The organism is Bacillus sp. TCT6 (assembly GCF_056033845.1).
Genome location: NZ_JBVYHX010000001.1, coordinates 4,916,894 through 4,932,667 on the forward strand (window position 1 = coordinate 4,916,894; position 15,774 = coordinate 4,932,667).

Annotated in this window: 19 protein-coding genes; 2 read left to right on the forward strand and 17 right to left on the reverse strand. The window is 38.2% G+C overall.

The genetic code is table 11. The annotated features are described in order from the left end of the window. Positions 1–97: 97 nt before the first annotated feature. The 5 genes from glyA to AC0ONG_RS25350 all read right to left on the reverse strand — a co-directional run bounded on the left by glyA (position 98) and on the right by AC0ONG_RS25350 (position 3,952). Positions 98–1,339: a serine hydroxymethyltransferase gene (glyA, locus tag AC0ONG_RS25330; RefSeq protein ID WP_000349800.1), complete on the reverse strand. Its 1,242-nt coding sequence runs from the start codon at positions 1,337–1,339 to the stop codon at positions 98–100. A gap of 253 nt (positions 1,340–1,592) precedes the next feature. Next, positions 1,593–2,165 carry a TIGR01440 family protein gene (locus AC0ONG_RS25335; RefSeq protein WP_000136383.1) on the reverse strand — a complete coding sequence of 191 codons (573 nt, stop codon included), beginning with the start codon at positions 2,163–2,165 and terminating at the stop codon, positions 1,593–1,595. 66 nt (positions 2,166–2,231) lie between these two features. After that, the gene (gene rpiB / locus AC0ONG_RS25340) at positions 2,232–2,675 is read right to left on the reverse strand and encodes a ribose 5-phosphate isomerase B (protein WP_000869546.1); all 444 of its coding nucleotides are present in this window, start codon (positions 2,673–2,675) and stop codon (positions 2,232–2,234) included. A 96-nt stretch (positions 2,676–2,771) separates the two neighbouring features. Continuing rightward, a complete protein-coding gene (locus AC0ONG_RS25345; protein ID WP_199664158.1) occupies positions 2,772–3,212 on the reverse strand; it encodes a low molecular weight protein arginine phosphatase in 441 nt (146 codons plus the stop codon). A 242-nt stretch (positions 3,213–3,454) separates the two neighbouring features. Beyond that, positions 3,455–3,952, reverse strand: coding sequence for a PTS sugar transporter subunit IIA (locus AC0ONG_RS25350; RefSeq protein ID WP_000473666.1), 498 nt, complete (start codon positions 3,950–3,952; stop codon positions 3,455–3,457). Positions 3,953–4,339: 387 nt separating this feature from the next. Between AC0ONG_RS25350 and AC0ONG_RS25355 the strand changes: the two genes are divergently transcribed. Further along, the gene (locus tag AC0ONG_RS25355; RefSeq protein WP_000968613.1) at positions 4,340–4,726 is read left to right on the forward strand and encodes a DoxX family protein; all 387 of its coding nucleotides are present in this window, start codon (positions 4,340–4,342) and stop codon (positions 4,724–4,726) included. Positions 4,727–4,884: 158 nt separating this feature from the next. Continuing rightward, complete coding sequence (locus AC0ONG_RS25360) at positions 4,885–5,496, forward strand: flavin reductase family protein (protein WP_000949048.1); 612 nt, start codon at positions 4,885–4,887, stop codon at positions 5,494–5,496. A gap of 204 nt (positions 5,497–5,700) precedes the next feature. Here AC0ONG_RS25360 and AC0ONG_RS25365 read toward each other — a convergent pair whose 3' ends face one another. The 12 genes from AC0ONG_RS25365 to glpX all read right to left on the reverse strand — a co-directional run bounded on the left by AC0ONG_RS25365 (position 5,701) and on the right by glpX (position 15,751). Further along, complete coding sequence (locus AC0ONG_RS25365; protein WP_000197471.1) at positions 5,701–5,979, reverse strand: DUF3935 domain-containing protein; 279 nt, start codon at positions 5,977–5,979, stop codon at positions 5,701–5,703. An 84-nt stretch (positions 5,980–6,063) separates the two neighbouring features. Then, positions 6,064–6,192, reverse strand: a complete 129-nt coding sequence (locus tag AC0ONG_RS25370; protein WP_001037654.1) for a hypothetical protein — start codon at positions 6,190–6,192, stop codon at positions 6,064–6,066. Positions 6,193–6,211: 19 nt separating this feature from the next. After that, the gene (locus tag AC0ONG_RS25375; RefSeq protein WP_000142476.1) at positions 6,212–6,760 is read right to left on the reverse strand and encodes a manganese efflux pump MntP; all 549 of its coding nucleotides are present in this window, start codon (positions 6,758–6,760) and stop codon (positions 6,212–6,214) included. A 77-nt stretch (positions 6,761–6,837) separates the two neighbouring features. Further along, the gene (locus tag AC0ONG_RS25380; RefSeq protein ID WP_086389688.1) at positions 6,838–7,878 is read right to left on the reverse strand and encodes an L-threonylcarbamoyladenylate synthase; all 1,041 of its coding nucleotides are present in this window, start codon (positions 7,876–7,878) and stop codon (positions 6,838–6,840) included. 108 nt (positions 7,879–7,986) lie between these two features. Beyond that, positions 7,987–8,445 (reverse strand): GNAT family N-acetyltransferase, encoded by a 459-nt coding sequence (locus AC0ONG_RS25385; RefSeq protein WP_000758437.1) that lies wholly within the window; start codon positions 8,443–8,445, stop codon positions 7,987–7,989. A gap of 49 nt (positions 8,446–8,494) precedes the next feature. Then, a complete protein-coding gene (gene spoIIR / locus AC0ONG_RS25390; protein ID WP_086398042.1) occupies positions 8,495–9,358 on the reverse strand; it encodes a stage II sporulation protein R in 864 nt (287 codons plus the stop codon). A gap of 112 nt (positions 9,359–9,470) precedes the next feature. Next, positions 9,471–10,322, reverse strand: a complete 852-nt coding sequence (prmC, locus tag AC0ONG_RS25395; RefSeq protein ID WP_001267022.1) for a peptide chain release factor N(5)-glutamine methyltransferase — start codon at positions 10,320–10,322, stop codon at positions 9,471–9,473. Next, positions 10,322–11,389, reverse strand: coding sequence for a peptide chain release factor 1 (gene prfA, locus AC0ONG_RS25400; protein WP_000887066.1), 1,068 nt, complete (start codon positions 11,387–11,389; stop codon positions 10,322–10,324). Before prfA ends, prmC begins: the two co-directional genes overlap by 1 nt. A 266-nt stretch (positions 11,390–11,655) precedes the next feature. Then, on the reverse strand, positions 11,656–12,243 hold the full coding sequence (locus AC0ONG_RS25405) for a thymidine kinase (RefSeq protein WP_000280851.1): 588 nt from the start codon (positions 12,241–12,243) through the stop codon (positions 11,656–11,658). A gap of 108 nt (positions 12,244–12,351) precedes the next feature. Beyond that, entirely contained in the window at positions 12,352–12,597 is a 246-nt protein-coding gene (locus AC0ONG_RS25410) for a type B 50S ribosomal protein L31 (RefSeq protein WP_000643435.1), read from the reverse strand. A 277-nt stretch (positions 12,598–12,874) separates the two neighbouring features. Beyond that, the gene (gene rho, locus AC0ONG_RS25415; protein ID WP_001053903.1) at positions 12,875–14,146 is read right to left on the reverse strand and encodes a transcription termination factor Rho; all 1,272 of its coding nucleotides are present in this window, start codon (positions 14,144–14,146) and stop codon (positions 12,875–12,877) included. A 639-nt stretch (positions 14,147–14,785) separates the two neighbouring features. Further along, positions 14,786–15,751, reverse strand: coding sequence for a class II fructose-bisphosphatase (glpX, locus tag AC0ONG_RS25420; protein ID WP_000442340.1), 966 nt, complete (start codon positions 15,749–15,751; stop codon positions 14,786–14,788). Positions 15,752–15,774 lie beyond the last annotated feature (23 nt).

The window sequence follows — 15,774 nt, forward strand, 5'->3', positions numbered from 1 at the left end:
AAATTTATTCATCATTTGTATACATACTTTAAAAATAATATATGTCCACAAAAAAGACTGCCAAAACAATTACGTTTCAGCAGTCTTCTTCAATCTATTATAGATTTGGATACATTGAGAATTTGCTCGTTAACGCTTCTACACGCTTACGTGCTTCTTCTAATGCAGCTTCATTTTCATGATTTTTTAATGTATAAGCAATAAGTGACGCAATTTCATCCATTTCTTCTAAACCGAAACCACGAGATGTTACAGCTGCTGTACCGATACGTACACCACTTGTTACAAATGGGCTTGCTGTTTCAAATGGAATTGTATTTTTGTTCACTGTAATACCAACTTCATCTAATACGTGCTCTGCTACTTTACCTGTGATTTCTAGGTTACGAACATCAATCAAGATTAAGTGATTGTCTGTTCCGCCAGAAACAAGTGTAAGTCCTTCTTTTTGAAGACCTTCAGCTAAGCGGTTCGCATTGTTAATGATATTTTGTGCATACGTTTTGAAATCCTCTTGAAGTGTCTCACCAAACGCAACAGCTTTTGCAGCGATTACGTGCATAAGTGGACCACCTTGAATACCAGGGAAGATTGATTTATCAATTTGTTTTGCAAACTTCTCTTCACATAAAATCATACCACCGCGCGGACCACGTAACGTTTTATGTGTTGTCGTTGTAACGAAATGTGCATGTGGTACTGGATTTGGATGTAAGCCAGCAGCTACTAAACCAGCGATATGTGCCATATCCACCATTAAGTATGCACCCACTTCATCTGCAATCTCACGGAATCGTTTGAAATCGATAACACGAGGGTATGCACTTGCACCTGCAACGATTAATTTTGGTTTATGTTCTTTCGCTTTTGCTAATACATCATCGTAATTAATACGGTGAGAGTCAGCATCCACGCCATATTCTACGAAATTATATTGTACTCCACTGAAGTTAACAGGGCTTCCGTGTGTTAAGTGACCACCATGAGATAAATTCATACCAAGTACTGTATCGCCTTGCTCTAAAATTGTGAAGTATACTGCCATGTTCGCTTGTGCACCAGAGTGTGGTTGAACGTTTACGTGCTCTGCGCCAAAAATTTCTTTTACGCGATCACGTGCGATATCTTCTACTACGTCTACGTGTTCACAGCCACCATAGTAACGTTTTCCAGGATATCCTTCAGCATACTTATTTGTTAAAACAGAACCTTGCGCCTCCATTACCGCTTCACTTACAAAGTTTTCCGAAGCAATTAACTCAATCTTTGAACGCTGTCTTCCTAGTTCTGCCTCAATTGCAGCAAATACCTTTTCATCTTGACGTTTTAAATGATCCACCAAAATCCCCCTTTTCTGAACGAATTACATCGATTCCCAACAGTTTTTTCTCATTTATTCAGAAAAAACGAAAATTCAGGTTGTAATTCTTTCGAACCTTCATGTTTTCAACTACATTCTAACATGACTTTCTATATCATAAAAGAAAAAAAAGACCGAAAATCGGTCTTTTCTTTCTTCTACTATAAAGTCAGACAACATACCTTTTATCTTATGATAAACAGCTACTATATGACTTCCTAATTTCTCATATTTAACGGCAAGTGGTAGTCTCTTCCGTCACCGCGTAAACAGCACGTGCTCCGCCAATTAGTTTTCCACGTGTTTTGGCCATCGTTACATGCGCACTTCCAATTGCCTTCACACTTGTACGAACCGGAACAGCTACATGTTTTAAATGCATACCAATAAATGTATCACCAATATCCATTCCTGCATCTGCTTTAATAAACTCAACTACTACCGGATCTTTCAAATTGTGATACGCATATGTCCCCAATGCACCACCTGCTGATCTAACAGGCGTAACTGTTACAATTTCAAATTGATATTTTATCGCTACTTCTCTCTCAACTACTAAAGCACGGTTTAAATGCTCACAACATTGAAACGCTAATTCAATACCTGTTCGCTCTTGAAATTGTTTTAACTCAGAAAAAATCGCCTCTGCTACTTCCATCGTTCCTGATGTTCCAATTCTTTCGCCTAGCACTTCGCTCGTGCTACAACCCACTACAAAAATTTGACCGCTTTGTAATGAAGCTTGTTCTTGGAAATCAGAAAGCGACATTTGTAGCTGTTCTCTTACTTTTACGATTTCTGTCATTACGCCTCTTCCTTTCACAGGTTGGTTCACCAAATTATATTTCACACTACTAATAGTTAGAATCTATTACTTTGTTTCGTATGTTTTAATTTTTCCTACGCGGTTTTCGTGACGACCACCTTCATAGTCAGTTGTTAACCAGATTTTTGCGATATCACGCGCTAGACCAGCACCAATTACACGCTCGCCCATTGCTAGCATGTTAGTGTCATTATGCTCTCTCGTTGCTTTCGCACTGAAAGTATCATGAACTAACGCACAACGGATACCATTTACTTTGTTTGCTGCGATTGACATACCAATGCCTGTCCCACAAACTAAAATACCACGATCTACTTCACCATTCGCTACCATTTCAGCTGCCGGAAACGCAAAGTCAGGGTAATCAACAGAACCAGATTCACATTCACAACCTAAATCAATATATTCAATATTTAACTCTTCTAATAAACTTACAAGTTCTTTGCGGATATTCATACCGCCGTGATCAGATGCTATTACTACTTTCATTTTTACCCCTCCAAAGTTTCAATCAATTATCTTCATTTCACACTCGCTACCTCAATAGGACGAAGTGATCTCCAATATCGTATTATACACGAAACATCAACCTACTGAATGTTTTTTCAGTAAAGTTTGTACAAGTTTTTCCATCTCATCTAACGTTTCTTTATAAATAGAAAGCGAGCCTCCAAATGGATCTGAAATGTCCTTACCTATACCTTCAGTTAATCCATATAACGTATTCAATTTCTTTTCAGCACTCGGATAATGCCCAAGTACAATGTGTTTATGATTTTCTGTCATCGTTACGACAATATCAGCCCAATCAAGCAAAGTTTCGTTTACTTGCTGCGCGGCATGATTAATTGAAATCCCTTTTTCAGCTAAAGCTTCCTTCGCATATACCGATGCATCGCTCCCAGGATAGGCGAAAACACCGGCAGATTGCACTTCAAACCTATCTCCTCCGTGATGACGAAGCAACGCCTCAGCCATCGGACTACGACATGTATTGCCAGTACAAACAAATAACACTCGTTTCATCCAACCCCACCCCTATATTCGATTTCTTACCACTCATCATAACTTACATTAGAATAGAACAAAAGAAATGTGAATATACAAAAAGCGCAGTTCTCTTATATTTTTTCTAAGAAAAATGCGCCTTATCCACATATATGTGAAACCCTATTTCCAAGTGCCCAGAGTATTTTAACATACCTACTGAATATGCAACAAAAATAAGGAATCCATTTCATACGAAACGGATTCCTCTTATACAGCAATTATTTCATTGTAACTTTCATTACTTCTGTTGAACCTTTTGTAGCTGTTACGCCTACAGTTGTCTTAATAGACTCAGCTGCATCTGTGTTTGTAATAACGATTGGAGTAATTGTGCTTTTCGCTTTTTCACGGATTAATTCTAAGTCGAATGAGATTAATTTATCTCCAGCTTTTACAGCTTGGCCTTCAGAAACGTGAGCTTCGAAACCTTCGCCTTCCATTTTTACAGTTTCTAATCCAACGTGGATTAAAATTTCTGTGCCGTTTTTCGCTTTAATTCCGATAGCATGTTTTGTGTGGAATAATTGTACGATTTCACCATCAACTGGAGATACAACTACACCTTCAGTAGGATCGATTGCAACACCGTCACCCATCATACGACCAGCGAATACTGGATCTGGTACTTCTTCAATATTTTTCACTGCTCCAGTTAATGGAGCTACGATTGTTTCTTCATTTGTTTTTGAACCAAGACCAAATAATTTTTTAAACATAGGATAGTCCTCCTTATAATTTACCTAAAAGTTTATAGGGCAATCCCTAGTAAAGCTCGGGATACATGTAAGACTTCATACTTCGAATATTATACTGTAAAAACGCTTTCGAAATAAATTACGTCATTACTAATAGACTCTTATTGTAGCGCTTCACAAAATTCCAGTCAATTCTGATTGTCTGAATAACAATAAGAAGTTAACTTCTATTTATATTTTCTCTTTTTTTGCCCAACTTGTCTAGAGGTCTTTACTACATTTTGTTTTTTGTTGTTAATTTGTAAAATTTAATTCAAACTTTTTTCAAAATCCGCTTGACTAAAGTAAGTAACTATTTTATCATTACTTACATAAGGTAAGTTAATAACTTTTAGGAGGTTTTTAAAAATGATGGATTTCGGTCTTCTTATTATTCGTCTTATTATAGGAATTACATTCATGGGTCATGGTGCTCAAAAATTATTTGGTTGGTTCGGCGGTTACGGTTTAAAAGGAACAGGTGGCTGGATGGAATCAATCGGTTTACGTCCTGGTGTATTTATGGCATTTATGGCTGGTGCAACTGAATTACTAGGTGGTTTCTTATTCGCATCAGGTATTTTCATTATAGTTGGCTCATTATTTATCGTTGGAACAATGTTAATGGCTATCTTCACTGTTCACGGGAAAAATGGTTACTGGGTGACACAAAACGGATATGAATATAATTTAATGTTAATCGCTGTTGCTGTTGGTGTAGCTTTAATCGGACCTGGCGCATACGTTTTACTTTAATTTTCATCTCAATCTTGAGATTCTTGAAAAAGAACTTACTTCATTACAATTGAAGTAAGTTCTTTTTATGAAACAAAATATTATTTCCAGCAGGATTTTCTCACCGATATCTTGTAAACAAACAATAAGTATTCATATTTAGAAAGGGGATTACAAGCATGTTATCCATTAATCCAAATGAACAAACTGAAAAAGATAATTACAAATTACTTACTGGAAGTATCATCCCTCGCCCTGTCGCATTCGTTACTTCTGTAACAAAAGACGGTGTATTAAACGGCGCACCATATAGTTATTTCAATATTGTCGCTGCTAATCCACCACTTATCTCTGTTTCTGTACAACGAAAAGCCGGAGAAAGAAAGGACACTTCCCGAAACGCAATTGAAAAAGGTGAATTTGTCGTACATATTTCTGACGAATCATATGTAGCAGCAATTAACGAAACAGCAGCTAATCTCCCGCCAAATGAAAGTGAAATTGAACTAGCAAAACTAACACCAATTGAAAGTGAAGTCATCTCTGTTCCAGGTGTAAAAGAAGCAAATATTCGAATGGAATGTATATTAGAACGTGCAATTCCACTTGGTGGAACAGAAGACTCACCAGCTTGTGATCTACTAATTGGACGCGTCGTTCGTTTCCACGTTGCCGAGCATCTATATGAAAAAGGGCGCATTCACGCAGAAGGACTCAAACCAATAAGCCGCCTAGCAGGACACAACTATGCAAAATTAGGAGAACAATTTGAACTGGTTAGGCCAGTTTAAAAGCAGAAGCGGCTCGCTCAGAATGAGAGGGGGATGGAGCTTCTGACGTAGAGGCGCTTTTTGCCTCACAGGAAGACGCGAAGCCACCGACCATTCTAGCCGCTGGAACTGGATAATATCTAAAAGCGGAAGCGGCTCGCTCAGAATCGATTCCTGCCATCACTCAAACATAAAAATCCCCTGCTTTTTAGCAGGGGATTTTTATCATTGTAATTCTTCCTTCTTTTCCTCTAAAGTAGGCAGTTTTTCTTTTTTCGGTTTCCCTAGCTTAATTACGAAGAAGTATAGGGAAAGCAGTGTAATAAGAAAAACAATTAAAAACGGGTACGGAGAGTAAAAAGCACGCGCCGCCTCAGTCTTTCCCGCAACAAATTTCAATGACTCAATATCTAAAAACTCAGCAAACATTTGTACACCGAGCATACTAAACCAAAAAACAAAAAAACTAATAATAATACCAAAAACTTGCTTCAATCTTGTCATTCATCTCATCCTTTCTATATGTGTAATTTTTTAGCGCAATCAATATAGTACAAACAAAACTATGCACAGAAAGGAGCTATCTTACTATTCGCGAATTAACTTAATCCAACCTAAAATTGCAATTTGCAAAATAATACCCCAAATTATAAGCCTTCTTAGCCATCGAGGAAAGAAGGTTAAAAACTTAACATACCATCCCAATAGCTTGTTCATAATTCCCTCCTACATAAAATTATATAGGAAAAAGGATATATAATCCAAATCCAACTAGAATGATGCCACCTACTATCTCGCCATATGTACCGAGCATATCTTTCGCATGTCTACCAATTAATAAACCAATCCACGCTAACAACATGCTAACAAATCCAAAAAGTAATATCGTAATGATTGTTTGTGCCCCATAAATACCAAGACTAAGCCCTACTGAGAAACTATCTATACTAACGCCAAATGCAAATACGAATAAGCTAATTCCAATAGGGACAGTTCTAGTCTCTCCATTTTGTAAAATGGTCGAATATACGATATAAAAACCTAGTCCGATTAATAAAATAGCACCCGCAAAATGTGCAATATCTCCATACTTCTCTGATAAAAAACGACCTAGTACCATCCCTATAAACGGCATAATAATATGAAATATCCCTATCGTCATACCAATATACAGGATTTGTCTTAACTTTAGGGGCATCATCCCCATACCAAGACTCACCGAGAACGCATCCATCCCTAAGGCGAATGCCATAATTATTAAAGGTATTAGCTGTTCAAACGTCATTCATGCCCCTCCTTGGACGTGCTACTTCACAATATGCTTATCCAAGGAGAAATATTCTGTTTGCTAACCTTACCTTATCATTCAATAATAATATGATGTCCTGCCGCTTTTGTTAAACGATTCATAATAGCATTTCCTATCCCTTCATTAGGGAACGACTCACTAAAAATAACATCCACTTCACTTGCATCAAATGTTCTAAGTACATCATATAATTTAGTCGCAACGCTAGCTAAGTCACTTCGAACACCACAAGACAATATAACATCTGCGTTATATATATGCTGATACTCTTCCGTCGTTAATACGCCTACTTTAAATCCTTCTTCCTTTTTCTCATCCACAAGTTGCTGAATAAACTCACGCGAGCCCTCAACAATACTAAGTGGTGCTTTCGGCGCATAATGTGTGTATTTCATTCCAGGTGATTTCGGTTTTTCCTTCTCATCCTTTAAAGCTGGATCTAAAGAAACGGTACCTATCACCGCTTCTAATTGTTCTTTCGTAATCCCACCTGGACGTAATATTGTTGGAACCGTGCTTGTACAATCAATTACAGTTGATTCAACGCCTACTCCAGTTGCACCACCATCAACAATACCTGCAATCTTCCCATTCAAATCTTCATATACGTGAGAAGCTAGTGTTGGACTTGGACGCCCTGAACGATTCGCACTTGGTGCCGCAACAGGTACATTCGCCTCTTCAATAAGAGCAAGTGCAACTGGATGATCAGGCATTCTTACCCCAACCGTATTAAGTCCCGCCGTCACCCTCTCTGAAATCCCTTCTTTTCTCGGCAAAATAATTGTTAATGGTCCTGGCCAAAAATGCGCCATTAACTTCTCTGCAACTGGTGGGATTTCTTTCACAATCCCATCTAACTGAGATTTTGTACCTATGTGGACAATGAGTGGATTATCACTCGGTCTTCCTTTCGCTTCGAAAATTTTCGCGATTGCTTCATCATCCATCGCGTTTGCACCTAACCCATATACTGTTTCCGTAGGGAAAGCAACCGCCTCATTTTCTCTTAATAATTTTGCTGCTTCTTGTAACTGTGGATAATATTTTTTTCTTTCCACAACATTATCCACAACCCACATATTTGTATGCATTTTTTTCCACGTCCTTTTCTACCCTTAAATACTTGTCTATTTTTAGTTTACTATGAGATTTATCCAAAAGACAAACAAGGTTTATCCACAAAATGTGGATAAACCCAATTAATCCGTGGATAACTTTGTGAATAGCTGACAATTTAGTATTATTGCATTCTGCTCTTTTATATTTTTACAAAAATGTTCTAACTGTTGAATTCCCTCTGGAACCTCATCCTTTTCTATAGTAAAAAAGTCAAAGAACTGAAAGATCGGTACAGATTGTGGATGGTTTGTTAGTAAGTACAATTGTTGAACACTTTTTTCTTTCATATACTGCAAAAACATTTCAAAAAAATATAAGAAAGTCTGTTTATCCACATGAGGTGTGAATAAACAAGAACGAATAAGTACATCTTCCCCACTTTGTTCATAACCAATTACAGCTCGTATTTCTTCCGCCTCTTCCAAAATCATAAATTGTGCGTACAACTCATTTATTTTATCATCTTTTTTATTAGCTTGTCCGAAAAAAGAATGTAATCTTTCCACATCTGCTTTCGTAGCAAAATATACTTTCTTCATAATAAATCCCTCCTCATTTTTATATATGAGGAGGGATTTATTAATAGTACTATTTAGAGAATAAAGATGTAAAAGCTTCTACAATAAACAATTTAACTTCTGGCTTTTCTTCTTCCTCTTCTACTTTTACATACTCATTTTGCTTTTCTTGTTTTTTCTCCACAGGTTTCTCCACTTTTTCCACAGTTTTTGTTTCTTCTTCACTTACAGGCTGCTCTTCGACTTTTGTTTCATTTTTTACTACTTTCTTTTCAGAAGCTGTTACTTCTTTTACTACTTCCTGTTTTACAGCTTTCGTTTCTTTAACCTTATCCACTTTCTTTTCTTCTGTATCTACTACTTCTTTATCTAGTTGTTTCACCTGTTCCTCTTCAGGAGATTCCGCCTTCACAACGTGCTCTTCTTTTCTTACAGCTGTCCCACTCGAAAAATCTAAGAAACACATTGGTGGAAATAATACACACCACCAGTTCGCCCCTTCACCTTCTCCAATTGTGATCAATACTGCTTCATATTCTCCTGCTGGATAAATAAAATTCCCATATACCTTTGTAGGAAACTTTACATTCTTACTAAATTTCACTTGAAATGATTCTTTACTTCCTTCCCTTTTTAACGTATTTTCCACCGTTTTCTCGATTTCTGGAATATGACTTTGAATTACTTTGCGTGCCTCTTCAAATGAAGTTAAATCCGCTACCCATCCATCAATTTGCGCTTTTACTTCATCACGCACTTTACGCTTTAATGCCTGGTCTTTATCTGAATCGCTATTTGCTAAAATTCGTAATCGAACGGCCTCTTTCGGAATAATTGAAGGCCCTTTCGCATCAGCTTTCATATATCCAAACTGCACAAGTAACTGTGCACCAATTAATAATATAAGAAGATAAGCAATAACTTGTTTTTTCATTTCCTCCACCGTCCCTTCTACAAACAGTGTGGACAGACTTTCATATTTCTAAACTATTAAATTCAAAATCTATATGAATTTTCCCACAAGAAAATAGAGTAAGGTGTGAACCTTACTCCATCTCTGCAAATACCATACGATCTTTTCCGTTAATATCAAAAACAACCTCAACATGAGCATGTGGAAAAGCTTGTTGTAACAATCTTTTTACATCCTCACCCTGTCCTACTCCAATTTCAAACGCTACAATTGCTTTCTCCTGCAATACATTCGGCAATTCTTCCATAAAACGGCGATAAAAATCTAATCCGTCTTCTCCACCAACAAGTGCTCTCTTCGGCTCATGCTCTTTCACAACAGGAGAAAGACCACGCCAATCCTCTTCCGGTATATATGGAGGATTTGAAACAACAACATCTAGCTTTTGACCCGTTTTATCAAATGGTGACAATAAATCACCGTGATAGAACGTTACTTCTGCACCTAAAGCTTTTGCATTTTCTTTTGCAACTTCAATCGACTCTTGTGCAATATCTACTGTATACACGTGAAGATTTTTATTTTCTAAAGCAAGCGTAATAGAAATCGCTCCACTACCTGTGCCTATATCTGCTACATGTAGTTCCTTGTCACCAAAATGGCGCTCAATTCTTTCTAATACTCCTACTATAAGTTCTTCTGTTTCCGGTCTTGGTATTAATACTTCTTCATTCACAAAGAACGACCGGCCATAAAACATTTCATAACCAATCATATATTGAATAGGAATACCTTCTACATGCTTGTGGATAAACTCCGTAAAGCTTGCCTCTTGTTCCTCATTTATTTCTTCACGCATATTCATAAGTAATCCTGTTCTGTTCATCTTTAATACATGACAAAGGACAATTTCTCCCGCATTTTCATCTCGTCCATTTTCCTGTAAAAAAGAAGAAGCCCATTTCAGGGCTTCATAGACACGCATTACTCAGCTGCCTCCATCCTTTGAGCCTGATCTTCCATCACTAAGGCATTGATGAAATCATCTAACTTACCTTGTAAGATTTGATCTAGCTTTTGAATCGTTAAACCGATTCGATGGTCTGTAACACGGTTTTGCGGGAAGTTATACGTACGAATACGCTCTGAACGATCGCCCGTACCAACAGCTTGTTTACGGTTTTGATCATATTCAGCTTGTGCTTCTTGTCTAAACTTATCATAAACACGTGCGCGTAATACTTTCATCGCTTTTTCTTTATTCTTAATTTGTGATTTCTCATCCTGACAAGATACAACTACACCAGTCGGTAAATGTGTTAAACGTACCGCTGACATCGTTGTATTAACACTTTGTCCACCAGGACCACTAGAAGCAAATGTATCAACACGAACATCTTTCTCGTGAATGTCGATTTCTACTTCTTCTGCCTCTGGTAATACAGCCACAGTTGCTGTAGATGTATGAATACGTCCACCAGATTCCGTTTCAGGAACACGTTGTACACGGTGAGCACCATTCTCGAATTTCAGCTTCGCGAAAGCACCTTTACCGTTAATCATAAAGATAATCTCTTTATATCCACCTAACTCTGTATAGCTAGCCTCGATAATTTCTGTTTTCCAACCTTGAACCTCAGCATAACGGCTATACATGCGGTATAAGTCACCAGCAAATAAAGCGGCCTCATCGCCACCAGCAGCCCCACGAACCTCAACGATAACGTTCTTATCATCATTAGGGTCCTTTGGAACTAGTAAAATTTTCAGACGTTCTGATAACGTTTTTTCTTGTGATTCTAACTCAGAAACCTCTTCTTTTACCATGTCACGCATTTCAGCGTCTAACTTCTCTTCTAACATTGCTTTCGCATCTTTTAATTGCTCACGAACATCCTTATACTCACGATACACCTCTACCGTTTCCTGTATATCAGACTGTTCCTTTGAATATTCACGAAGCTTATTTGTATCGCTAATAACCTCTGGGTCACTTAACAATTCATTTAACTTCTCATAACGATTTTCTACAGCTTGCAAACGATCTAACACATCATTCACCTCTACATCCTAGTATCTAATACAAATAGTATATGGTACTTACTCAAAAAAACGCAAATTATATTTAAAAGCGTAAGCGGCTTGCTCAGAATCGCAGGCCATTGGAGCTCTCGACCTTGAAGCGCTTTTTGCTTCAAGCGAGAGAGTGAAATGGCCGGAGATTCTAGCCGCTGGAGCTAGATAATATTTAAAAGCATAAGTGGCTCACACCACCCACACTCTCCATTCTGAAAAAAACCCGCCTTGCGCAGCGAGTTTTACTTGTCTTTGTTTGTAGGAACTGCATGACAATGACGACATCGTGGTTCATACGATTCTGAAGCCCCAACTAAAATAATCGGATCATCAAATGCCGCTGGTTCTCCATCAATTAATCGTTGTGTACGACTTGCCGGAGATCCACATGCAGAACATACTGCTTGTAGCTTTGTTACATGTTCAGCAATTGCCATCAGCTGAGGAACTTGTCCAAATGGTAGACCACGGAAATCTTGGTCTAAACCAGCTACAATGACACGATAGCCACGATTTGCCAATACTTGCACCACTTCCACAATGTCCCCATCAAAGAATTGTACCTCATCGATTGCAATTACATCCATATCTTCAGTGATATGTTCAAATATATCTTTTGAAGCTGAAACAGGAACTGCTTTTACCTTTAATCCGTTATGTGATACAACGTCTTCTTCACTATAGCGATTATCAATACATGGTTTAAATACAATTGCATGTTGTTTTGCAAATTGCGTACGGCGCACACGGCGGATTAACTCTTCTGATTTACCAGAAAACATACTACCGCAAATCACTTCAATCCAGCCATTTTGATTTATTAAGTACATGAAGCTCTCCTTTCATCTACTTTTTAGTTAAAAGTAGGGTAAAGGTATAATATTTTCACAAAAAAAACAGACAAGCGAATACATACACTTGCCTGTTTTATGTTTTTATTACTTGATACCGTATTTCTTATTGAAGCGATCAACGCGTCCGTCTGCAGTAGCAAACTTCTGACGTCCAGTGTAGAATGGGTGAGAATCAGAACTGATCTCAACTTTTAGTAATGGATAAGTGTTACCATCTTCCCACTCAACAGTTTCGCTAGAGCCTTTAGTAGACCCGCTTAAGAATTTGAAGCCTGTGTTTGTGTCCATGAATACAACTTTCTTGTAATCTGGGTGAATTCCTGCTTTCATTCTTTTCATCTCCTTCCGCCCTGAATCATTTTCGAAACAGAGTTTTTCATCTTCAGCTGCATACACAACTATATTGATGAAACACATATGATGAAATTATAACAAGGCTAACTTCATTTTGCAACTACCTGTTTTTGTCTTTTGAAATTTAAAGTGGCTTGGGCTCGCTCAGCTCTGACCAGCTAAGGTTCTCCCACTTATTTCTCTCTTTAATATCACCTAAAAGGCATAAGAAAACTCGCTTACTATAAAATAAGCGAGTCCCAATCTTTTCCCTTTACTTAGTTGTTACATACCTTTTAGAGTCTGCAACAATGTTTTGTAAAAATTCTTCGTTTGTCTTCGTTTGACGAAGCTTACGTAAGAAACTTTCAACAAAGTCTGGTGTATCACGCATTGTTTTACGAATGCCCCATAACTTGTCTAAATGCTCTTTTGGAATTAATAGATCTTCTTTACGTGTACCAGAACGACGAATATCAATCGCTGGGAAGATACGACGTTCAGCTAACGAACGATCTAAGTGAAGTTCCATATTTCCAGTTCCTTTAAATTCCTCGTAAATAACATCGTCCATACGAGATCCTGTATCAACAAGGGCTGTTGCTAAAATCGTTAAGCTACCGCCTTCTTCAATATTACGTGCAGCTCCAAAGAAACGCTTCGGTCTATGGAAAGCCGCTGGGTCGATACCACCCGATAATGTTCTACCACTTGGCGGAATAACGAGGTTGTAAGCTCGCGCTAAACGGGTAATACTATCCATTAAAATGATAACATCTTTTTTGTGCTCTACAAGACGCATTGCACGTTCTAACACAAGTTCAGCTACTTTAATATGATTTTCTGGTACTTCATCAAAAGTAGAACTTACAACGTCACCCTTAACAGAACGTTCAATGTCTGTTACTTCCTCTGGACGCTCATCAATTAAAAGAACAATTAATTCTGCTTCTGGATGATTTGTTGTAACACTGTGTGCAATTTCTTTTAATAGACTTGTTTTACCAGCCTTTGGAGGCGCAACAATTAAACCACGTTGTCCAAATCCAACTGGTGCGATTAAATCCATGATACGTGTCGGTAACTTTTTCGGTTCCGTTTCCAATTTCATTTGGCGATCTGGGTATAATGGTGTTAATGCAGGGAAATGCACACGCTCTTTTGCTGAATCTGGATCATCTCCGTTTACAGCTTCAACTTGTAATAACCCAAAATAGCGTTCATTTTCTTTCGGAGGTCGTACTTTACCAGAAACTTTGTCTCCATTACGTAAATCGAAACGACGAATTTGCGAAGCTGAGATATAAATATCTTCTGAGCTTGGAGAATAGTTGATAGGACGTAGGAATCCAAATCCTTCTGATTGAATAATTTCTAATACGCCTTCCATGAAAAAGAAACCTTCTTTTTCTGCTCGAGCTTTCAAAATAGAAAAGATTAACTCTTTTTTCGTTAACTTGCTATAATACGAAATCTTAAATTCTTTCGCAAGCTCGTATAACTCTTTTAATTTCATGTTTTCTAATGCTGCAATTGACAAATTCATTCAGACACCACACTTTAACGTTATTCTCTTTTTTCATGGGTAAAGGGAAAAATACGGAAGGCAAATAATTAATAATGAAAGGCAATAAGTTCAAGTAGGGTAATATTCACTATTGTAACCCTTTTATCTAGTTTTAATCAATACGTTGGAACACAAATACAAGAAGCGAAGACAAGAAAATTTGTCTTCGCTTCTTATTTAGTTTAGTTCCAGCTCCGATAGTTAAAAAGATCGACCATTTTAACCTTTCTGAAGGAGCCGCTTACGCTTTTTATTTAATCCAGCTTCAGCAGCTAGAATGGTCGGTGGCTTCACTTCTTCCTGCGAGGCAAAAAGCGCCTCTACGTCAGAAGCTCCATCCCCCTCCCATTCTGAACGAGCCGCTTACGCTTTTTATTTAATCCAGCTTCAGCAAGCTAGAATGGTCAGTCATTTCACCCCTTCCTGCGAGGCACAAAACGCCTCTTCGTCAGGAGTTCCAATGCCTTCCCCTTCTGAGCAAGCTGCTTACGCTTTTTACTTAAATCCAGTTCCAGCGGCTAGAATCTCCGGTCATTTCACTCTCTCACTCGAAGCAAAGAGCGCTTCAAGGTCGAGAGTTCCAATGTCCTGCGATTCTGAGCGAGCCGCTTCCACCTTTTACTTAATAACCAAGTTCGGTTTTTTATTTAAGCTATGACGACCATCTACGAAGCGAACTGTGCCTGATTTCGCACGCATAACAAGAGATTGCGTTGTTCCTACGCTACCTTTAAATTGAACACCGCGTAATAGTTCTCCATCTGTTACACCTGTTGCTGCAAAGATTGCATCGTCACCTTTTACTAAGTCCTCCATACGAAGGATACGATTAATGTCTTCTATGCCCATTTTTTTACAACGCGCTAATTCAGCTTCGTTTTGTGGCAATAGTTTTCCGTGAATTTCTCCACCTAAACATTTTAAAGCAACTGCTGCTAATACACCTTCAGGTGCTCCACCAGATCCAAATAAAATATCTACACCTGTACGATCAAACGCTGTATTAATCGCTCCAGCTACATCTCCATCATTAATTAATTTAATACGAGCACCAGCTTTACGAATTTCTTCGATAATTTCTTGATGACGTGGGCGATTTAAAACTGTCGCTACAACATCTTCAATATCTTTATTTTTCGCTTTCGCAACTGCACGTAAGTTATCAATAATAGGCGCATCAATGTCGACCGCCCCAACTGCTTCTGGGCCAACCGCGATTTTATCCATGTACATGTCAGGAGCATGTAACAAATTACCATGGTCTGCAATTGCAATAACAGCAAGAGCATTCCAGCCACCAGCTGCTACGATGTTTGTCCCTTCTAAAGGATCAACTGCAACGTCTACACGTGGTCCATATCCTGTACCTAATTTCTCTCCGATATATAGCATTGGTGCTTCATCCATCTCACCTTCACCAATTACAACTGTACCTTTCATCGGAATTGTATCAAATACATCACGCATAGCTGATGTTGCTGCACCGTCTGCTTCATCTTTTTTCCCGCGCCCCATCCAACGCGCTGATGATAATGCTGCAGCCTCTGTTACACGTACTAACTCCATAGATAAACTTCTTTCCACAATAATCCCTCTCCTTTAAGTCT